The sequence below is a fragment of the Streptomyces sp. NPDC047981 genome, from assembly GCF_040653315.1.
In the GTDB taxonomy this organism is placed as follows: Bacteria; Actinomycetota; Actinomycetes; order Streptomycetales; family Streptomycetaceae; genus Streptomyces.
Map to the genome: position 1 here is coordinate 20,427 of NZ_JBEZNQ010000012.1, position 20,028 is coordinate 40,454.

General features: G+C 72.5%; 18 protein-coding genes. 12 read left to right on the forward strand and 6 right to left on the reverse strand.

The features are described from left to right. Positions 1-198: 198 nt before the first annotated feature. Positions 199-387: a hypothetical protein gene (locus AB0E14_RS09930; RefSeq protein WP_362414440.1), complete on the reverse strand. Its 189-nt coding sequence runs from the start codon at positions 385-387 to the stop codon at positions 199-201. A gap of 356 nt (positions 388-743) precedes the next feature. On the opposite strand from AB0E14_RS09930, the gene AB0E14_RS09935 reads away from it, so the two are divergent. The 4 genes from AB0E14_RS09935 (at position 744) to AB0E14_RS09950 (ending at position 4,956) form a co-directional block, all read left to right on the forward strand. Next, entirely contained in the window at positions 744-1,526 is a 783-nt protein-coding gene (locus AB0E14_RS09935; RefSeq protein WP_362414442.1) for a LuxR C-terminal-related transcriptional regulator, read from the forward strand. 274 nt (positions 1,527-1,800) lie between these two features. Further along, positions 1,801-3,132: a cytochrome P450 gene (locus AB0E14_RS09940; RefSeq protein WP_362414445.1), complete on the forward strand. Its 1,332-nt coding sequence runs from the start codon at positions 1,801-1,803 to the stop codon at positions 3,130-3,132. Next, a complete protein-coding gene (locus tag AB0E14_RS09945; RefSeq protein ID WP_362414447.1) occupies positions 3,129-3,950 on the forward strand; it encodes an alpha/beta fold hydrolase in 822 nt (273 codons plus the stop codon). The genes AB0E14_RS09940 and AB0E14_RS09945 overlap by 4 nt, the downstream gene beginning before the upstream one ends. Before the next feature lie 19 nt (positions 3,951-3,969). Beyond that, on the forward strand, positions 3,970-4,956 hold the full coding sequence (locus AB0E14_RS09950) for an aldo/keto reductase (RefSeq protein WP_362414449.1): 987 nt from the start codon (positions 3,970-3,972) through the stop codon (positions 4,954-4,956). Between the two features lie 62 nt (positions 4,957-5,018). On the opposite strand, the gene AB0E14_RS09955 is transcribed toward AB0E14_RS09950, so the two are convergent. Next, a complete protein-coding gene (locus AB0E14_RS09955; RefSeq protein WP_362414451.1) occupies positions 5,019-6,353 on the reverse strand; it encodes a helix-turn-helix transcriptional regulator in 1,335 nt (444 codons plus the stop codon). A gap of 209 nt (positions 6,354-6,562) precedes the next feature. Between AB0E14_RS09955 and AB0E14_RS09960 the strand changes: the two genes are divergently transcribed. Next, positions 6,563-7,285, forward strand: coding sequence for a DUF4232 domain-containing protein (locus AB0E14_RS09960; protein ID WP_362414453.1), 723 nt, complete (start codon positions 6,563-6,565; stop codon positions 7,283-7,285). Here AB0E14_RS09960 and AB0E14_RS09965 read toward each other — a convergent pair. The 3 genes from AB0E14_RS09965 to AB0E14_RS09975 all read right to left on the reverse strand — a co-directional run bounded on the left by AB0E14_RS09965 (position 7,278) and on the right by AB0E14_RS09975 (position 9,626). Continuing rightward, positions 7,278-7,958 carry a 4'-phosphopantetheinyl transferase superfamily protein gene (locus AB0E14_RS09965; protein ID WP_362414455.1) on the reverse strand — a complete coding sequence of 227 codons (681 nt, stop codon included), beginning with the start codon at positions 7,956-7,958 and terminating at the stop codon, positions 7,278-7,280. The two genes, AB0E14_RS09960 and AB0E14_RS09965, sit on opposite strands and share 8 nt — an antisense overlap. Further along, entirely contained in the window at positions 7,955-8,803 is an 849-nt protein-coding gene (locus AB0E14_RS09970; protein ID WP_362414457.1) for a metallophosphoesterase, read from the reverse strand. The genes AB0E14_RS09965 and AB0E14_RS09970 overlap by 4 nt, the downstream gene beginning before the upstream one ends. A 322-nt stretch (positions 8,804-9,125) precedes the next feature. Next, a complete protein-coding gene (locus AB0E14_RS09975; RefSeq protein ID WP_362414459.1) occupies positions 9,126-9,626 on the reverse strand; it encodes a peptidylprolyl isomerase in 501 nt (166 codons plus the stop codon). A 404-nt stretch (positions 9,627-10,030) separates the two neighbouring features. On the opposite strand from AB0E14_RS09975, the gene AB0E14_RS09980 reads away from it, so the two are divergent. The 4 genes from AB0E14_RS09980 to AB0E14_RS09995 all read left to right on the forward strand — a co-directional run bounded on the left by AB0E14_RS09980 (position 10,031) and on the right by AB0E14_RS09995 (position 13,990). Beyond that, the gene (locus AB0E14_RS09980; protein ID WP_362414462.1) at positions 10,031-10,783 is read left to right on the forward strand and encodes a ScbR family autoregulator-binding transcription factor; all 753 of its coding nucleotides are present in this window, start codon (positions 10,031-10,033) and stop codon (positions 10,781-10,783) included. 101 nt (positions 10,784-10,884) lie between these two features. Next, positions 10,885-12,123 carry a transposase gene (locus AB0E14_RS09985; RefSeq protein ID WP_362414464.1) on the forward strand — a complete coding sequence of 413 codons (1,239 nt, stop codon included), beginning with the start codon at positions 10,885-10,887 and terminating at the stop codon, positions 12,121-12,123. 74 nt (positions 12,124-12,197) lie between these two features. After that, on the forward strand, positions 12,198-12,980 hold the full coding sequence (locus tag AB0E14_RS09990) for an alpha/beta fold hydrolase (protein ID WP_362414466.1): 783 nt from the start codon (positions 12,198-12,200) through the stop codon (positions 12,978-12,980). Positions 12,981-12,994: 14 nt separating this feature from the next. Beyond that, the gene (locus AB0E14_RS09995) at positions 12,995-13,990 is read left to right on the forward strand and encodes a ketoacyl-ACP synthase III family protein (protein ID WP_362414468.1); all 996 of its coding nucleotides are present in this window, start codon (positions 12,995-12,997) and stop codon (positions 13,988-13,990) included. Positions 13,991-14,132: 142 nt separating this feature from the next. Here the strand turns inward: AB0E14_RS09995 and AB0E14_RS10000 are convergent, their stop codons facing one another. Continuing rightward, entirely contained in the window at positions 14,133-15,110 is a 978-nt protein-coding gene (locus tag AB0E14_RS10000; protein ID WP_362414470.1) for an NAD(P)-binding domain-containing protein, read from the reverse strand. 153 nt (positions 15,111-15,263) lie between these two features. On the opposite strand from AB0E14_RS10000, the gene AB0E14_RS10005 reads away from it, so the two are divergent. The 3 genes from AB0E14_RS10005 to AB0E14_RS10015 all read left to right on the forward strand — a co-directional run bounded on the left by AB0E14_RS10005 (position 15,264) and on the right by AB0E14_RS10015 (position 20,015). Next, positions 15,264-17,558 carry a BTAD domain-containing putative transcriptional regulator gene (locus AB0E14_RS10005; protein WP_362414472.1) on the forward strand — a complete coding sequence of 765 codons (2,295 nt, stop codon included), beginning with the start codon at positions 15,264-15,266 and terminating at the stop codon, positions 17,556-17,558. 188 nt (positions 17,559-17,746) lie between these two features. After that, complete coding sequence (locus AB0E14_RS10010; RefSeq protein WP_362414474.1) at positions 17,747-19,336, forward strand: aminotransferase class III-fold pyridoxal phosphate-dependent enzyme; 1,590 nt, start codon at positions 17,747-17,749, stop codon at positions 19,334-19,336. 262 nt (positions 19,337-19,598) lie between these two features. Continuing rightward, complete coding sequence (locus AB0E14_RS10015) at positions 19,599-20,015, forward strand: DUF4440 domain-containing protein (RefSeq protein ID WP_362414476.1); 417 nt, start codon at positions 19,599-19,601, stop codon at positions 20,013-20,015. Positions 20,016-20,028: the final 13 nt, after the last annotated feature.

The window sequence follows — 20,028 nt, forward strand, 5'->3', positions numbered from 1 at the left end:
GGTGGACGTCAGGGCCCGGTGGGGGCCTCTGGACCCGGTGGACGTCAGGGCCCGGTGGGGGCCTCTGGAGGCCCGGCGGGAGAGCCCCGGGGAAATCAGGGCCCGGTGGAGTCAGAGCCCGGGGAAATCAGGGCCCGGTGGGCCGGCCCGTGGGGGCCGGCGACCCTTTCAGGCCAATGTGGTCGGCCGGGCTCGGCCTCAGCCCCACTGCGAGTCGTCGAGCGGCGCGACCGGGGTCACGGGGGTCTTCGGCGGGGTCGGGCCCCACTGCGAGTCGGCCAGGACGGTGACGGCGGGAGCGTCGGTGGTCGTGACGGCCAGTCCCGCGATGGCCGGAATCGTCAGCGCGAGAACAGCCAGAGCGCGGACGGAAACGTGCTTGAACATCTCTATACCTTGCCTTTTCACTGTGGTCGGAAGTGACGCTGCATGGTTTAGACCTGTGTGGTTCCCCGTCCGGAATCATGCGCTGTCCTGACGGGCCGGGTCACCCGTGATCGGGGAGGATGATCCTGCAATGCGGAAACCAGCAGGGTGGGGAAATGTGCACGAGAGCGGACAATGGAAGCGAAGATCGCACCGTCGAGATCTGCGCGAACGGACTGCAGTACTACGCGGACTCCCTGGGAGGCCGGCCGACAGCGGGCGAATGCCCGCGCTGCCTGCTTGACCTGGGCCTTGTCCAGCGCGTGCCGGACGGGAACCTGGCCCCGATTCCGCCTCGACTGGCCTCGGGCGCGCAGATGGACCGTATGGAACGCGTCATCGAGGAGAAGAAGAACGCCCTCGCGACGATGCGCGCCTCCATCGCCCAGGCGCAGGAGGTCTATCTGGACAGTTACGGCCAGGGGGATTCGCATCTGATTCGCGTCGTGCAGGGGGCCGACGCGATCAGCGCGACGCTTTCGGCGGCCGTACACGCCTGCGAAGAGGAACTCCTGACGGCGCAACCGGGCGGGGGCCGGCCGCAGGAACTGCTGGACAAGGCGCTCGCCAGCGATCTGGAGGCGATCGGGCGGGGGGTCGCCCAGAGAACGATCTACCAGCACACGATCCGCTCCCACCAGCCGACGCTCACCTACGTCGAGCACATCGCCCGGGCGGGCGGCGAGGTCCGCACGCTGGACGAGGTGTTCGACCGGCTGATCGTCTGCGACCGGAAGATCGCCTTCATCCCGGACCCGAGCTCGGAGCGGAGCGAGATCGCGCTCGCCGTGGAGCATCCGGGCGTGGTCCGGTACCTGGTGGGCATCTTCGAGCACGCCTGGCAGCGGGCCTCGCCGCTGCGGAACTTCCCCAGCACCCGGCTGCCCCCGCTGCTGACGGACGAGGTGCGGCGGGCGATCCTGCGGCACATGGTGAACGGCTACACCGACGACGCGATCGCGGCCCGCCTCGGCATGAGCACGCGCAGCGTGGCCAACCACATGCGGTGGGCGGCGGAGCTCTTCGGCAGCCGCAGCCGGGCCCAACTGGCCTATCTGATCGCCAAGAGCGGCTTCCTGGACGACGCCGCCCAGGAGTGACGAGGCGGCCGCGCAGGGGGGCGCTTCACGTTCGTGGCGGTGTCATGTACGTTGTGCCCACAGCACCACCCCCCGCGCGGCCGTCTCCGGCCGCAGCACAGCGCAGACCGGCTGGTTCCCCGTCGCGCCACGCAGGACCCTGCCCCGGATCGTCGATCCCGGTGGCTGCTGGTCCGTCCTTCCGCACGCGCCCCGCGCCGTCGTCTTCGTACGCCGCGAGCCCGCGTGTCCCGGCGCGTTCCCACCGCCCACCCCGGCGAAAGGAAGACGGGTCTTGACCGTCCACGCCACCACACCGTCCGCCACACCACCGTCCGCCGCACCACCCCTCGTACCGCCGCCCGGCTGCCCGATGCACGCGGCGGCCACCGGTCCCGCCGACGCCCTCGACCTGGTCGACCCGAAGCTCTACAGCGACGGGGACCCGCACCCGGAGTGGGCCCGCATGCGCGCGCTCGACACCCTGACCCGGCACGAGGTCGACGCCGACCGCTGGTTCTGGAACGTCGTCCGCTTCGACGACTCCGACCAGGTCCTGCGCGACACCGCGACCTTCACCTCCGAGCGCGGCACCATGCTCGACCTGCTCGGTCTCGACGACCCGGCCAGCGGCAAGCAGCTCGCGGCCACCGACCCGCCCCGCCACACCGAGATGCAGGGCCGTCTCAAGAAGGCCCTGGCCATCAAGTCGGTCGACCGGCAGCGGGAGATGATCCGCGACCTGGTCGTCCCGCTCATCGAACCGCTCGGCGACGGCGGCACGTTCGACTTCGCGCAGGCCATGCTGGCGATGCCGATGTCGGTGACCGGCACCATGATGGGCCTGCCCACCTCGGACTGGTCCTGGCTCAACCGGCTCACCACCGTGTGCATCGCCGCCGACGACCCCGAGTACCAGGACGCGGGCGGCCGGGACGCCACCCTGAAGGCGGCCCACCGGGACCTCTTCGCGTACTTCCAGGACCTGGTCCGGTTCCGCCGCAACAACCTGGGCGACGACCTGCTGAGCGTCCTGATCGCCACCGAGTTCGAGGGCCGGCACATGGCGCCCGACGAGATCGTCGCCAACTGCTACAGCCTGCTGCTCGGCGCCAACGTCACCACCCCGCACGCGCCGAACTTCGTCATGGCCGAGTTCATCGAGTCCGGCGTGCTCCAGGACTGGGCCGCGCACCCGGAGGCCGACGCCACCGGCCTGGAGGAGTCCCTGCGCTGGGCCTCCCCCGTCAACCACTTCCTGCGGTACGCCACCCGCGACATCGAGATCCGCAACACGCTGATCAAGGCCGGGGACGCCGTCGTCGTCTGGCTCGGCTCCGCCAACCGCGACGACCGGGTCTTCACCCGCGGCAGTGAGTTCGACATCCGGCGCAAGCCCAACAAGCACCTCGCCTTCGGCATCGGCCCGCACTACTGCATCGGCCACAGCGTCGCCCGCGTCACCCTCAAGACGCTCTACCACGAGCTGTTCACCCGCTTCGAGGACTTCCGGCCCGCCGGTGCCCCCGAGCGGCTGCGCTCCAACTTCGTCTCCGGCTACAAGCACATCCCGATCACCGCCCGCCCCGCGCGCGGCGGCGACGGCCGGGCACGGAGGACGGCGTGACCACCCCGGCCGCCAGGACGGCCGTCGCGCCGACCGGATCGCGGTGGCTGCGCCGCTTCCACACCGCCCCGGCCGACGCCCCGCGCCTGCTGGTCCTCCCGCACGCGGGCGGCAACGCCTCCTACTACTTCCCGCTCTCGGCGGCCCTGGCCGAGCACGCCGAGGTCCTCGTGGTGCAGTACCCGGGCCGCCAGGAGCGGTTCGGCGAACGGTGCGTGGAGTCCCTGCACGAGCTGGCCGACCTGGTGACCGCCGAACTGCTCGGCGGCCGGGAGGCCTTCCTGGACCGGCCGTTCACGGTCTTCGGGCACAGCATGGGCGCCTCGCTCGCCTTCGAGGTGTCCTGCCGGCTCCGCGACGCGGGCTTCCCGCCCGCCGCGCTCGCCGTCTCCGGCCGGCGGGCGCCGTCGATCGCCGCGCCCGGCGCGGTGCACCTCGCCTCCGACGAGCGGCTGATCGCGGACATGAAACTGCTCGGCGGCACCGACGAGCGGATGCTCGACCACCCCGAGCTGCTCGCCGCGATCCTGCCCGCCGTCCGCAGCGACTACGTGGCCACGGAGACGTACCGCTTCCGTGGCGCGATCCCGCTGGACTGCCCCGTCACCGCGCTCATCGGCGACATCGACCCGCGGGTCGACGAGCCGCAGGCGCTGGCCTGGCGCACCCACACCACGGGCGCCTTCCGGCTGCGCTCGTACGCGGGCGGCCACTTCTACCTCGTACCCCATCTGGACGCCATCGTGTCCGAGCTGCTCGCCGATCTCCCGGCCCGCGGCGCGGACACCGTCTCCACCGGCGCACCCACCCACCCCTGATCCGAAAGGACCGTCCGTCATGAAGTACCGCGTCATCGGAAGTTCGCCCGCAACGCGCCGCGAGGTCAGCGTGCTGAGCCTCGGTGCCATGACCTTCGGCACCACGGTGGACGAGGCGACCTCGTACGCGATCCTCGACCGCTTCGTCGAGGCCGGCGGCACGTTCATCGACACCTCCAACAACTACGCGTTCTGGGTCAACGGCACCCAGGGCGGGGAGAGCGAGGAGCTGGTCGGCCGCTGGCTGAAGAGCCGCGGCATCGGCGACGAGATCACCATCGCCACCAAGCTGGGCGCCCGCCCCAACCAGCCCACCTCGGGCTTCAGCCTGGACGTCGAGGGCCTCTCCGCCAAGGTCATCCGCGAGTCGTCCGAGCGCAGCCGCGAGCGGCTCGGCATCGAGAAGATCCACCTGCTGTACGCGCACATCATGGACGAGCACACTCCGCTCGAAGAGACCGTCCAGGGCTTCGCCGACGTCGTCGCGGACGGCGTGGCCGGCCTGCTCGGCGCGAGCAACCACTGGGCCTGGCGCGTCGAGCGCGCCCGCGCGCTGGCCGCCGCGGCGGGGGTGCCCGGCTACGAGGTGCTCCAGCACCACCACACCTACCTCCGCCAGCGCATGGACGTCCCGAGCCTGCGCTCGCCCGACGGCAACCAGGGTCTGGTCAGCGGCGACCTGCTCAGCTACCTGCGCGCCAACCCCGAGCTCACGCAGGTCTCGTACTCGCCGCTGATCTCGGGCGCGTACGTACGGGACGACAAGCCGCTCGGCCCGGGCTTCGACCACGCGGGCACCCAGCCCCGGCTCACGGCGATCCGCGAGGTGGCGGCGGAGACCGGCGCCACGGTCAACCAGGTGGCGCTCGCCTGGCTGATGGGCGGTGACATCCCGGTCCTGCCGCTCGTCGGCGCCTCCTCGGTGGCCCAGCTGGACGAGAGCCTCGGCGCGGTCGAGCTCGAACTGACCGCGGAGCAGCGGACGAAGCTCGACTCCGTCAACTGACCCAGGTCCCGCCCCACCGCATGCCCCGCGTCCCGGAGGAGGAGACGCGGGGCATACGGCGTTTACGGCGTCTGCTCGCCGCCGTCCTCCACGTGCCGGTCGATCCACTCGTTCCAGCCCAGCGGCCGGTCGTAACCGGGGCGGCCCACGTTGCCGCTCGTACGGAACGGCTTGCCGTTGTCGTCGATCCGTACCGTGCCGCGCTGCGTGCCGCTGGACCAGTCGAGTTCGAGGTACCAGCTGACGTCGTGCGCCTGGGCGCGCGCCTTCACGTAGAAGACCTCGGGGTCGGACTCGCTGACCTTGTACGGGAAGTCCCGCTGGCCGGCGAAGGGGCCCGCGTCGGGGCGGGGCGAGTCGAGGTCCACGGCGAAGGACTTGGTGGACACCTCGCCGCCGCAACCGACGCCCATGCTGTAGTCGTTCCAGGCGAGCGGGGCGCCCTTGCTCACGACGCGGACGGGCAGGGCCTCCAGGACCACGGTCCGCTTCCCCGTGCCCTGCACGGTCAGCGCGAGCAGGTGCTCGCCGCTCGCCACCCCGCCGAGCGCCGAGACCCAGCCGGGCGCTTCCGCCTCCGAGGGCGGCGGGGGTACCTGCGCGGGCTCCCGGTCCAGCAGGTAGTGCTGGCTGCACGGGTCTTCCCACTTGTACGCGTTGGTGGCGACGGTCGGCGCGGTGGCCTCGGCCCCTTCCGTACGCGCGTCGGCGCCGTTGCCCGCGCCGGTGCTCTTCGACGTGGAGGGCGTCGGGCCCGTGGTGCTGCCGCCGCCCTTGCCCGACGCGGACGGGGTCGGGGTGACGGGGCCGGTCGGCGGGCGCTCGGAGACGGACGAGGCGGAACCCGCGGCCCCCCGCTTGTCGTCACCGCCCGCGCCGTCGGCGACGTTCAGCACGAGGGCCACCGAGACGACGGCCGCGACGACGGCCGCCCCGGCGACGGCGACGGTACGCCGACGCGGGCCGCGCCGGGAGTTCGGCTCGGGAGCGGGAGCGGGTGCCGAAGCGGGTTCGGGGGCGGGGCCGGTGACGACCGGTTCGCTGTCGGCGGAGGCCTCCTTCTCGGCGGCCTCCTCCACCGGCGCCTGCGGTGCGGGGGCGGCGGGAGCGGGAACGGGTGCGGGAGCAGGTGCGGCTTCGGGCGCCGCCCCCTTGCGCTGGCGTGTCACGTCCGCGTGCACCCAGAGGCGGTGCAGTTCGACGAGTTCGTCCGGCGTGGCCTTGCAGATCCGGGCGAAGCGCTCCACCGGCGCGTAGTCGGCCGGCACGGCCTCCCCGGTGACGTACCGGTGAAGTGTGGAACCGCTCAGGTGCAGTCGCTTCCCCAGCGAGCCGTAGCTCAGTCCCGACCGCTCCTTGAGCCGGCCCAGCAGCGTCGCGAACTCGTCCCCGACCACCGATTCATCCTCTCCCGCATCCCGCCCCCGCATCCCAGGGATCAGCATCTCCCCAGGTCAGCGGCCTGACTTCGTCCCAGTGTCCCGTGCCACGCGGCGGTTGTGGCGGCCGGGACGGATCTTGGCACACGCTCTGGTCATCCAAGCACGCCGCAGCGGCCCGACCGCCGGCCCCGCACTCGACCCACCCATTTCCAGGGGGATCTGTCATGTCCGGACGCCTCACCCGAACCCGCCTCCTCGCCGCGACGACGGTCGCGGTCGCCGCACTCGCGCTGACCGCGTGCGGCGGCACCGACGCCTCCGCCGTACGGAACGAAGGCCCCGCCACCTCGTCCACCCCCGGCTCCCCCACGGCCCCCAACTCCCCCACCGCCTCCGCCTCCTCGACGGCGCGGCCCACCACCCAGCCGCCGGCCACTCGGCCGCCGGCCGGCAGCGCGACGACGCGTGCGCCCCGGAAGCCCGCGACGGGCAAGGACGGAGGCGGAGAGTCCGGGGGCGGGAAGTCCGGGGGCGGGGAGTCCACGAACCCGCAGTGCGGCGCGGGCACCACACGGACCATCGCGACTCCTGTCGCCCGTCCCCTGAACCACCTCCTCATCACCGTCACCAACACCGGCAAGAAGAACTGCGACCTGCTCGGCTACCCGTACGCCCGCTTCGGCGAGGCCCAGGCCGTGCCCCCGGTGGACGAGGCCACCCGCCCCCAGGCGGTCGTCACGCTCGCCCCGGGCGAGTCCGGCTACGCGGGCGTCCGGCTGTCGGCCGCGGACGGCAGCGGTACGCACGGCTACACGACCAACAGCCTCACGGTCGGCTTCAGGAACGGCACGGTCGCGAACCCCTCGCTCGCGGGGAAGGGCGTGTACGTCGACTCCTCGCTCCGGGTGACGTACTGGCAGCGGAGCATGGGCGAAGCCCTCAACTGACGGCCTGGCGCGGCAGGACGATCGCGGTGCAGATCAGTCCGTCGCGGACGGTCCAGCGTCCGGTCATCCTCCGCCCCGTCGGCCAGGGGCCCTCGACGAGGAGTTCGGCCAGGAACTCGCCCGAGGTGCGGTTCCGGCTGTCGCCGCCGACGTCCAGATCGATCGTCGCCTCCTCGAAGCCGATGAAGCGTTCGGTGAGCGGGAACCACGCCTTGTAGACGGACTCCTTCGCGCTGAAGAGCAGCCGGTCCCAGCACACGGCGCTGTTCACACGCGCCAGGGAGCGCACGGCGTCGCCCTCTCCCGGGAAGGCGACGGCCTCCAGGACGCCGTCCGGCAGGGGCGCGTTCGGCTCGGCGTCGATCCCGATGGTCAGGGTCCGGTCCGCGCGGGCCACCGCCGCGGCGCGGTAGCCCGCGCAGTGGGTCATGCTGCCGACGACCCCCGCCGGCCACTGCGGCGCCCCGCGCCGTCCCGGCAGGATCGGCACGGAGGGAACGCCGAGACCGGCCAGGGCCTTGCGGGCGCACGCGCGGGTGGTGGTGAACTCCCGCCGTCGGACGTCGACGGCGAGGGCGATGTGCTGTTCCTCCTCCGGGTGGAGCGGTGCGTGCGGGAGGTCGGTGCGGGAATCCGCGTACGGGACGCCGGCCGGGAGTATGTCGCCGATCATCCGCGCGGCTCGTCCTGGAGCACCGGGCGCAGCAGCGTCTTCGGCAGTCCTCTCCTGCCCCACTCGCGCGGATAGCCGAGCGAGACCTCCTTGAAGGGGACGCCGTCGTACCGGGTGTCCCGGGGGATGTGCAGGTGTCCGTAGATCGCGGCGGCGGTACGGAACCTCCGGTGCCAGTCGGCGGTGAGCACGGTGCCGCACCACTGGGCGAAGTCGGGGAACCACAGCACCGAGGTGGGCTCCTGGACGAGCGGGAAGTGGTTCACCAGGACGAGCGGGATCTCCGGGTCGCAGGCGGCGAGCCGTTCCTCGGTGGCGGCGACGCGGGCGCGGCACCAGGCCTCGCGGCTCGGGTACGGGTCGGGGTGCAGCAGGAACTCGTCGCTGCAGACCACGCCCGCGTCGTAGGCGCGGGCCAGCGCCTGCTCCTGGGTGAGTCCGGGGGCGCGGAAGGTGTAGTCGTACAGCAGGAAGAGCGGCGCCACCGTCACGGGTCCGTCGGCTCCGCGCCAGACCGGGTAGGGGTCCTCCGGGGTGTGCACGCCCAGGGACCGGCAGAACGCGACGAGATGGTCGTAGCGGGCCTGTCCGCGCAGCTGGACCGGGTCCGCCGGGTGGGTCCACAGCTCGTGGTTGCCCGGCGCCCACACCACCTCGGCGAAGCGGCCGCGGAGCAGGGTCAGGGCCCACTCGATGTCCGTGGTCAGTTCGCCGATGTCGCCGGCGACGAGCAGCCAGTCGCCCTCGGTCTCCGGCTTCATCTCCTCGACGATGCGCCGGTTCTCGGCGTGGGAGACGTGCAGGTCGCTCACGGCGAGGAGCCGACCGGTCTTTCCGTCGGTCATGGGTGTCACACCTGGACTTCCGCGCGCGGGGCGAGCGCCGTCGCTTCCCCTTGTTTCCAGAGAAAGGACATGTGAATTGAGGTGCGCTCGATGAGCCGGTGTGCCCTTCGCGACACTTCGTGGTGCGGCGTCGACACGCCGACTAAATGCCCCCGCCCAACCACAACGCATCCCCATGACGTCGTCGAAATGAACAGACCTGGCGAAATACCCCCGTCAAGCCGGATCAAGCTATACCAGTGGACGATCCACTCGCAAGGCATTCGCCGGTAATCCGCAGGTGGGCGGCCCGCCGGGGCCGCCCACCGCGAACGGGCGGGCCTCAGCCCTCGCGCTTGGCACTCTCGATGATCACCGGCTCGACGGGGACGTCCTGGAAGCCGTTACGACGGCCGGTCGGGACGGCCGCGATCCTGTCGACCACGTCGAGGCCCTCGACGACCTTGCCGAACACGGCGTAGCCCCAGCCCTGCGGCGAGGGCGAGGTGTGGTTGAGGAAGTCGTTCTTCGCCGTGTTGATGAAGAACTGCGCCGAGGCGGAGTGCGGGTCGGAGGTGCGGGCCATGGCCACGCTGTAGCGGACGTTGGGCAGGCCGTTGTTCGCCTCGTTCTCGACGGGGGCGTGGGTGGGCTTCTGCGTCATGTCCTCCAGGAATCCTCCGCCCTGGATCATGAACGTCTGGATGACGCGGTGAAAGACGGTGTTGTCGTAGTGCCCCTCGTCGACATAGGTCAAGAAGTTCTCGACCGTCTTCGGCGCCTTCTCGGCGTCGAGCTTGAGCTTGATCACACCGAAGTTGGTGGTGAGCACGACCTGGGTCATCGTGGCCTTCCTCCGCGAACTGTCGTGAACTGCAGAACCGCAGAACTGGCCCACTGCCGAACCGCGGAACTGCCGAACTGTCAGAAATTCCGCCTCACCCTATATGACCTGGGATCGACTCCCCCGGGAGCCACGATCGGCCACCGAACACGGTCCGATCGGGCAGAGAAACGGCTGAAACGGACTCAACTCATCCGTGGCGTTCCTCAGTAGTCTGGCGGCCTGCCGGAACGGCGCTGCCGGGCACGGCTCTCACCAGGCACTCTGCACGACGGACCGCATCGAGTTTCAGCCACGCGACCACACTGGTCTACTAAACCAGACATCCGGTTTGTTAAGGTGCCCACCTTGATACGGACAGTGTTCGCGCGCTGACCTGACGTTGAATGATCCGGAGCGACACGATGGCCAAGCAGGACCGTGCGGTACGCACGCGCCAGGAGCTGATCCGCTCCGCCGCCGAGGCGTTCAACCGAGGGGGCTTCGCGCAGTCGTCGCTCACCGAGATCAGCACCAGGGCCGGCGTCAGCAACGGGGCCCTGCACTTCCACTTCAGCAACAAACGGGCCCTCGGAGAGGCGGTCGAGGCCGCCGCCGCGCGCACGCTGCACCACATCATGGGCTCGTGCCCGGTGGGAGCCCACTCGCCGCTCCAGCTCCTGGTGGACACCTCGCACATCCTCGCGCAGCGGCTCACCGACGACGACGTGCTGCGGGCCGGCTTCCGGCTCGGGAACGACGCGACCTGGCATCCGCGGGCACAGCTGTGGATGGCGTGGCGGAACTGGGTGCGGTTCATGCTCACGCTGGCGTCGGGCGAGGGGGACCTGGCGGCCGACGTCGCCCTGAACGACGCGGTGGCCGCCGTCACCGCCGCGGTCGTCGGGTTCGAGGTGCTCGGCCGGGCCGACGTCGAGTGGTGTTCCCGCGAATCGGTCACCCGTTTCTGGACGTTGATGCTTCCCCGGCTCAGCGCGGACCCTGCCGCCGCCGGGATCGACGCGGCCGGGACGGGGGCGTCCCGGGCGGTGTGCAGGGACGCCGGGGACCCCGCGCCGCTCTGGGACGACGCGGGCGGTGTGGACGAGGGCACGGAGGACTCCGCCCTGCTCGCGGCCTGGTCCGAGGGCGAGTCCTGCACGGTGTCGCACCGCTGAGGCGGCACCGCCGGCGGACTCCGCGATGCCCGGACGATGGGCGCCAGCAAACCGATTGATCGGTTTAATTGGCCGACCCTTCCCGAGCATGGCGAGAGGACGTGACGACGGTGCCGGGCCCCCGCACGGTCCAAAGGTCCCCGCGGCCGTACGAGGCCGCTCCGGCCACCCAGGACCGGTTCGCGGACGGTCTCGGTCGGTTCGCGGACGATCTCGGTCGGTTCACGGACGACCTCTTCGGGCATCTGCCCCGCGCCGACCAGCGCCGCTGGGCGCACACGTACCTGCGCGGTCTGCTGCTGTGCCCCGGCAGGAAGTCCCCCCGGCGGATGGCCGCCGCTCTCCACGAGCCCCGCACCGCGCCGGACTCCCTGCGGCAGTTCGTCAACCAGAGCCCCTGGGACTGGGCTCCGGCCCGGGCACGCCTCGCCCACCACGCGGCGGGCCGGTCGGCCCCGCGGGCCTGGGTGGCGGAGCCGGTCCTCCTGCCCAAGTACGGGCGGGCCTCGGCGGGCGTGCACCGCAGACACGTCCCGCACCTGGGACGGACCGTCAACTGCCAGGCGGCCATGGGCCTCTTCCTCGCCTCCGGCGACGCCACCGTGCTCCCGGTCGGGTGGAGCCTGTTCATCGACCGCGAGTGGGCCGCGGACCCCTACCGCAGGGCGCGCTCCAGAGTCCCCGACGGCGTCGCGCACCTGACCCCCGAGGACCAGATTCCCGAGCTGGCCGAGTGGGCGGCGGCCCATGTCCCCTCTCCCTCCCTGCCGTTGGTCGCGAGCCTCAGGGGCGCGCCGAACGCCGGCGCGCTCATCGCCCGCCTCGACCGGGACGGCGTCCGGTTCGTCGTCGAGGTGCGGCCCGGGCTTCCCGTGCTCCTCGCCCCGCACCGCCCGGACCGCGCGGGGAGGGGCGACCCCCCGGCGGTCCGCGCACAGGACGCGCTGCGCCTCGCCGGCCGCCGACAGGTGCGCCAGGTCCGGCCGGGCGGGGCGCACGGGGAGCCGCGCCCGGTCGCCACGCTGACGGCGGACGTCCTGGTGCCGAGCGGCGCGGACGCGGCGCCGGGTCCGCGGGCCCACGGGGCGTACCGGCTGCTGGCCCGGCAGTCCACCGCACCGCAGCCGACGCGCCACTGGATCACCAACCTGACCGGCGCGGGCCCCGAAGAGGTCCTCGCCCTGACCCGGCTGCTCCCGGGGGCCCAGGAGACCGTCAGGGCCCTCGGGGAGGAGTTCGGGCTGCTCGACTTCGAGGGGCGGTCGTTCCCCGGCTGGCACCACCACGTGACGCTCGTCTCGGCGGCCTACGCCTTCCACCGCTCTTTGGGCGGACTTTGACCGCCCCCTGCCACGATGGTGGCCCGTGCCGCCCCGACCGGGCGGCCGAGGCGAGCGACGACCGGGGAGATGACGTGGGCAGCGAGTGGTTCCGCAGGTTCGGCCCTGTCGGTGGAGAGCAGCCGACGGCCGGTGACGGCACGCGCCTGTTCTGTTTCCCGCACGCGGGCGGGGCGGCCAGTTCCTTCGTCGCCCTCGCACGGACGCTGGCTCCCGCCGTCGACGTGCTCGCCGTGCAGTACCCGGGCCGTCAGGACCGCCGGGGCGAGGAGCCGTTCACCGACATCGGGCGGCTCGCCGACGCGCTCGCCGACCAGGTGCGGCGCACCGACTCCACGCCGTACGCCTTCTTCGGGCACAGCATGGGCGCGCTCCTGGCGTACGAGACGGCCCGGCGCCTCGCCGACGGCCCAGGTCCCGTCCATCTCTTCCTCTCCGGCCGCGGCGCGCCCCTGACCACCGCCAACCCGCATGACCAACTCCGCACGGACGCGGACGTGCTGGCGGCCGTCCGCAGGCTGGGCGGCACGACGGCCACCGTCTTCGAGGACCCGGAGATCCTGGAGATGGTGATGCCGACGCTGCGCGCCGACTACCGCGCGCTCAGCACGTACACCTGGACGGAAGGACCCCGGCTGGACGTGCCGTTCACCGTCATGGTCGGGGACAGCGACCCCGTGGTGCGCGTCGCCGAGGCGTCCGCGTGGAGCGGCTTCACCACCGCGGGGACCGACGTCAGGGTCTTCGGCGGCGGCCACTTCTACCTCGACGGGCGGGTCGCCGCGGTGGCCGAGACGGTGACCAGGACGCTCGACGCCCTCGTACCGGCGGCGACGGGCTCCGACCGCTCCCGCTGACGGAGGGATCCGAAGTGACACGCTGGGACGGTGTCTTCATCGGCGCCGTCGCGGCCGCGCTCGGCGACACACAGGACCTCGAGGACGCCGTGTCGCAGGGGCGGTACGACGCCCACGACCACGAGCGGGACTCCTACCGGGCCGTCCGCGTGGCCCCGGACAGCGCCCTGCCCGGCCTGGTCCTGCGGGCCGCCGGGCTCGCCCGGGACCGGTCCGGTGTGGCGCCGGGCGACATCGACCTGGTGGTCCACGCCTTCGCCGGGCACGCCCGGGAGGCCGGCCGTGCCGCGCACGTGAGCCGGGAGCTCGCCTGCTCGGCGGCGACCGCGATGGAGGTGGTCCAGGCGTCCAACGGCGGCCTGGCGGCCCTGCACCTGGTCGCCTCCTACCTGTCTGCCTCGCCCGCGATGCGGGCCGCGCTGCTCACGACCGTCGACTGCGCGGCGGGCACGGGCGCCGACCGCTACCGCACCGAGCGGGGCAAGGTGCTCGGGGACGGCGCGACGGGGCTCGTGGTCACCACCGGCAGCGGCGTGGCCCGGGTCCTGTCGACGGCGGTGCTGGGGGACGCGCCCGAGGGCGCTCTCGTACGGGCCGACCTGGAGTGGCGGGTGCCGGAAGGCGCCCGGGCGGGAGGCGGGGGCGCCGTCGGCGGGCCGGGCGGCCGTACCCCCGACGACCTGGCCGCCGTCCTCGCCGAGCGGGAGCGGGAGGTCCTCGAACTGGCGCTGTCCGAGGCGGGGGCCACCGTGGCGGACGTGACGCGGTTCGTCTTCCCCAACCTGGGCCGCCGCCTCCAGGGATGGAGCCGGCGGGCCGCCCTCGGCATCCACGAGGAGCGGACCACCTGGGACTGGGGCACGGGCGTGGGCCATCTGCGCTCGGGCGACCAGGCGGCAGGGCTCGCGCACCTCCTCGACGCGGGCGAACTGGCCCCGGGCGACCTGGTGGTGCTGGTGGGCGGCGGCTGCGGACGGAGCTTCGGCTGCGCCGTCCTGGAGATGGCCTGAGGGTTTCCGTACGACGACGGGCTGGGGCGGTCCGTACGACGGCCCGAGGCGATCCGTGGGAAGGCCGGGACTCCCGGCGGCCGGTCGGTGGCGCGGGCCCGCCCGGATCACGCCTCCCCCGCCGTGCCGTGCCCCGCCCGGATCACGCCTCCCCCGCCGTTCCGGACCCCGCCCTGATCACCTCGATCACGGAGCTGAGGCTCTCGTCCCCGTGCCCGTCGGCCACGCGCCGGTGGATCAGGGACCTCATGCCGCCGAGGACGTCGACACCAAGGCCCTGGGCCTCGCTCGTCTCGACGAGGTGGGCGAGGGCCCGCTGGTTCATGTCGAGGGTCGAGACGTCCGTCGTGTACGTGCCGGAGCCGACCTCCTCCGCGATGACCGGCAGGAAGGCCCCCAGGCTCGTGTGCCAGCGCTCGGCGAACGCGAGGAAGTCGGTGGGCGCGACCTTCTCCGTACCGACGAGGGCCAGGGCGTGGAGGTACCCGCCCAGCGTGCTCCAGAGCATGCCGGCCAGCGCGTTCTCGTACAGCAGGGCGAGCCCCGGATCGTCGCCCAGGTGGAGGCTGGTGCCCGCGAGGCGGTCGAGGACCGGGCGGTGCTCGTCCAGGAGCGCGCCGGAGCCGCTGTAGACGACGGCGGCCTCGGGCCCGCCCACGGTCTGCGGGACCGCCATGACGGAGCCGTCGAGGTAGCGGACGTTCCGCTCGGCGGCCCAGGCGGCCAGCTCCCGTGCCTCCCGTACCGTCCCCGAGCTGAGGTTCACCACGGTCGCACCGGAGCGCAGCGCGTCACCGGCCGCGTCGAGGACCTCGCGGACCGCGCTGTAGTCGATGAGGGAGAGCACCACGACCCCGCCCGCGGCGAAGGCCTCGGGCACGGAGTCCGCGCGGACCGCGCCCTCGGCCACGAGGGGGTCCGCCTTGCGGGCCGTCCGGTTCCAGACGGTGGTGGGGTGACCGCCCACCAGGAACGCGCGCGCCAGGGCGGATCCCATGAGCCCGAGTCCGATGACGGTGACCGCTCCGCGCATGTGTGGCTCTCCTTGATCGTCGTTCCGTCCGTCCGAAGCTCGACTCTTCTTCGCCTCCGGGCGTGGACACAAGCGCGACTTGCCCAAGATCGGCGGGGAGTTGGGGTTCCGGGCGGCATCGTCGTGAGGGCCGCGGCGCGGATGTGAGCGGCCCTTGGCCGCCGTTTGTGTGGGCTTGGAGTGCTCGCGTGCAGGATGGGGCGAGGATCTTGGCCGGTGTGCGGATCGTGGGGGGAATCGATGCAGTTCCGGTTATTGGGGCCGTTGGAGCTCGTCGCCGACGAGCGGCAGGTGGCGCTCGGAGGCACCAAGCAGCGGGCCACTCTGAGCTTCCTGCTGCTGCACGCGAACCGCGTGGTGGCCACCAGTGAGCTGCTGAGAGCCCTGTGGTCGGTGGACGACGCGCCCGCGAGCGCCCGGAAGATCCTGCAGAACGCGATCTCCGGTCTGCGCGGGGTCCTTCCCGGCGGGATCGGTGGCGGCGGGATCGGTGGCGGCGGCAACGGGCCCGGTGGTGGCCGGTCCGCCACCGCCCTGCTGACCCAGGCCCCCGGCTACATGATGCGGGTGGACCCCACCGAGGTGGACCTGTACCTCTTCCACGAGCGGGTCGCCGAGGGCCGGGAGAAGCTGGCGCACGGCGATGCGGCGTCGGCGGCACGGCTGTTGCAGGACGCGCTCGGGCTGTGGCGCGGGCCCGTCCTCGCTGACCTGGTGGAGACCGGGATCGACTGGCCGGAGCTGACGGCGGTCCAGCACACCCGGCTCGACGTGATGGAGGACTACTGCGAGGCGCAGTTGGCCTCCGGGCAGCACCACGCGGTCCTCGCCGAGCTGGAGACCATGGTCCAGAACGAGCCGCTCAGGGAGCGCTCCTGCGGTCAGCTGATGCTCGCCCTCTACCGGTGCGGACGGCAGGCCGACGCCCTGAACATGTACAGCCGGATCCGCTCGGTGCTGGTCGAGGACCTCGGGCTCGAGCCCGGCCGCGGTCTCCAGCGGCTCCAGCAGGCGATCCTGACGCAGGATCCGGAGCTGTCCCTGGTCGGGGAGAGCGGGCCGGTCCGCGATCCGCGCGGCGAGCTGCCGGGGCCGGGCAGGCCCCGGGAGGCCGTACGGCTCTCCGCGCCCGCGGACGCCGTGCCGCCGTCCGCGGCGGACGCGGCCCACGGCACGGCGTACGACAGCACGCCGGCCGACGGCAGCCCTGCCGACGGCCGGCGGCAGGTGACCGTCCTTTCGGTACGTACCCGGCTCGCGCCGGAGCTGGCGGGCCGGGGCGGTCAGGAGGACCTCGACGACCTGCTGGACGGCGCCACGCTGGTGGTGCGGGAGCAGATCGAGCGGTACGGCGGGACGGTGACGGCCTCCCTCGGGTCGACCTCCCTGGCCCTGTTCGGACTCGAGGGGCCCGGCCACGGGGACGCCCACCGGGCGGTGCTCGCGGCCCTCGCCGTACGGGACGTCCTCAACGTTCCGCCGGGTGACGGTCTCGACGGCGCCCAGCTGACCGTGCACGCGGCGGTGAGCAGGGGTGAAGTGCTGCTGCGGAGCCGTCCCCGGGACGGCGCGCCGCCCGTCGTGGTCGGCGCGGTCCTCGACGAGTCGCAGGCGCTGCTCGCGCACGTACCGGCCGGTGAGGTCCGGGTCTGCGAGGCGGTGTTCCGGGAGACGGATCACGCCGTCGCGTACGCGTCCATGGACGCGCCGTCCACCGGGCGGCAGGCGCTCGGCCCGCGGGAGCGCGCGGACGCGGCGGAGAGCGCGGAGGACTCCGAGCAGGCGCACGAACTGGAGGCGCTGCTGGGCCTGTTCGAGAGGACCAGGAGGCGTTCCGTACCGCATTTGGTGACGGTCCTCTCCGAGCCCGGAGCGGACCGGAGCCGGTTCCTGCGGGCCCTCGCGCACAGGGCCACGGACGGAGGTGTCCGCGGTGCGGCGGCGCCCGCGGTGTTTCTGACCGGGCGCGCTCCCACCACCCCGCACGAGGATCCGCTGACGGCCCAGGCGCAGATCCTCGCCGCGTACTGCGGGATCCGGCCCGAGGACGGCGCGGAGGCGGCGCAGCACCGGCTCGCCGAGGCGGTCCGCGCGCTCTTCCCGTCCCGCGAGACGGCCGACCGGCTGCTGCGGCGGCTGATGCCGCTCGCCGTGTCCACCGCCGAGTCCTGCTACGGGGTGACCGGCGAGGCGGACACGCTGGAGGCGTGGGGCGTCCTCTTCGTGGAGGCGGCCCGACGGCATCCCGTCGTCCTCTGCGTCGACGACCTGCACCGCGCGGACGACTTCGTCCTGGACGCCGTGGAGGGACTGGCCGAGTCGGTGGGTCCGGTGCCGCTGTTCGTCGTCGCGTCGGCGGGGCCGGAGCTCCTGCTGCGCCGTCCCGCCTGGGCGGGCGGCAAGAGCCGGACGACGACGGTCACGCTGCACCGACCGGAGCGGCTCACCACGGAGAAGGTGGTGGACCTGCTGCTGTCGACGGCCCGCAACGAGCGGACCGGTCATGCCCGGCACGGCGAGTTCTCCACCGTCTGAGAATTCCTGATTACCCCGTCATGACTGCGCGATGGGAGGGCCCGAGAAAGCCGTTGGTACGGTCGCAACGGTCCGCCACGAGGGCGCCCGCCGGCCGGTCGGGACGCCTTTCCCGGAAAGGTCTTCCGTCCGGTCGGAACGCCTTTCCGGTCAGGACGTCCTTTTCGCCCGTCGAGAATGGGGATTCGATGAGTACTGTGTCCACCGAACGCGATCTGGCGGAGCCTTATCTGCGTGAGACGCTCGGCACCGCCGGCCTGGACGTCGATTATGTACGGGCCGAGGGGAACACCCTCTACCACCTGGACGAGAACGGCCAGGAAATCGCCGTCACCGACTTCGCGGGTGGCTACGGCTCACTCCTCCTCGGGCACAACAACCCGGAGATCGTGGCACGGGCGAAGGAAATACTGGACGCCCGCGCGCCGGTGCACGCGCAGTTCTCCCGGAATTCCCACGCGAGTTCGCTGGCGGCCCGGCTGAACGAGATCGTGCAGCGGGAGGTCGGCACGGACGAGCCGTATCTGGCGATCTTCGCCAACAGCGGCGCCGAGGCCATCGAGGCCGCCGTGAAACACGCCGAGCTGGACCGTGTCCTACGGGTGCAGGCGCTCGCCGAGGAGATCGGCGCGCATCTCGCGGCCGCTCGGGCGGCGGTCGCCGGGGGCGAGGCGAAGGTCGCCGACGACGGGTGGGCCCGGGTCGGTCTGCCGGCCGGCGGGCCGGCCGGCGACGGCGGGATCGAGGAGCTGCTCACCGCGGTGGAGCGCCACAACGGGCAGCTGGCGGCCCGGCCCCCGGTCTTCCTGACCCTGGAGGGCGGCTTCCACGGCAAGCTCATGGGCAGCGTCCAGCTCACCCACAACCCGGCCTACCGGACTCCGTTCGCCTCGCTCGGCGCGCAGGCCCGGTTCGTCCCCCTGGACCGTCCCGGAGCCGTGGAGGAGGCCGTCGCGGCCGAGCGGGTGGCCGCCTTCGACGTGGTGGTCGAGGGCGGCGCGGTCACGGTCGTCGAGCGGGACTTCCCCTCGGTGTGCGCGTTCCTCCTGGAGCCGATCCAGGGCGAGGGCGGCATCGTGGAGGTCACGCCCGAGCTGGCGGCGGAGATCCAGCGCGTCTGCGCGGCGGTCGACTGTCCGGTCGTCGTGGACGAGATCCAGAGCGGTATGGGCCGGACGGGTTCGTTCCTCGCCGCCTCGTCGATCGGGCTGCGCGGCGACTACTACACGCTCGCCAAGAGCCTCGGCGGTGGCCTCGCCAAGATCTCCGTGATGCTGGTGCGGCAGGCCCGCTACCGCAAGGAGTTCGAGATGGTGCACAGCTCGACCTTCGCCAAGGACGGCTTCTCGGGCCTCGTCGCCCACCGCGTGCTCGACCTCCTGGAGGCCGACGGCGGGCGCCTGTACGGCGTCGCCGCCGAACGCGGCGAGGCCCTCAAGTCGATGCTGGAGTCCGTCCGCGCGGACTTCCCCGAGGTCATCAAGGACGTGCGCGGCCGCGGCCTGATGCTCGGCATGGAGTTCCACGACCAGTCGGCGGCCGAGGCGCCCGGCATCCGGGGCATCGCCCAGGCCGGCTTCCTCGGTTACGCGCTCTCCGGCCACCTGCTCCGCGGTCACCGCATCCGCACGTTCCCCACGGCGAGCGCCGTGAACACCCTGCGCTTCGAGCCGTCCGTGTACCTGAGCGACGCGGAGATCCAGCAGCTGGAAACGGGCCTGCGCGCCGTCGCCGGCCTGCTCCGCGACCAGGACGAGCAGCGGTTCTTCCAGCCCTGACGCAAAGGCCCGATGGGCACCGGGGCACGTACCGAATCAACGAACGCGGGCTGGTCTCGGCCCGCTCCGGGCCCACCTCGACGCGCTGGTCGCCGAGGGGCACGGGCTCGACGGGTTCGCCCGCGTGTGGGAGGGGCTCGGGCCGGCAGCGGACCGGAGCCGGACCGGCCCTGGCCGACAGGGCTCCGGCCGGACACCCCTGGCGCGGCGCGCACGCGATCAGTTCATCCCTTCACCGTCACCGACCATTGGAGTTTCCGTCATGGCTGCCACTCCCAACCCGTACGGCCTGGTGCTCACCGCCGAGGCCGAGACGCAGAACGAGGTCTTCCTCAAGGCGTTCAACTCGGGTGATGGCGCGATCTTCGACTCCCTCTACCACGACGACTCGATCTCGAACCTCACCGGCTCGGCGCTGAGCGGCGAGGCCAGGACCGCGGCGATCAAGGAACTGCTGTCCCTGGGGCCCCGGTTGGACTCCACGGTCCGCTACGCCTACCGGGCCGGTGACACCGCGCTCGTCGTCGTCGAGTTCAAGCTCGACTTCACCACGCCCGAAGGGCAGGACGTCCACCTGGAGGGCAGCTGCACCGACGTCCTCCGTGAGGACGAGGACGGCGTCTGGTACATGGCCGTCGACCGCCCGGTCCTGAAGGACGAGGACCAGCTGCCCTGGTGATCCGACCCCCATG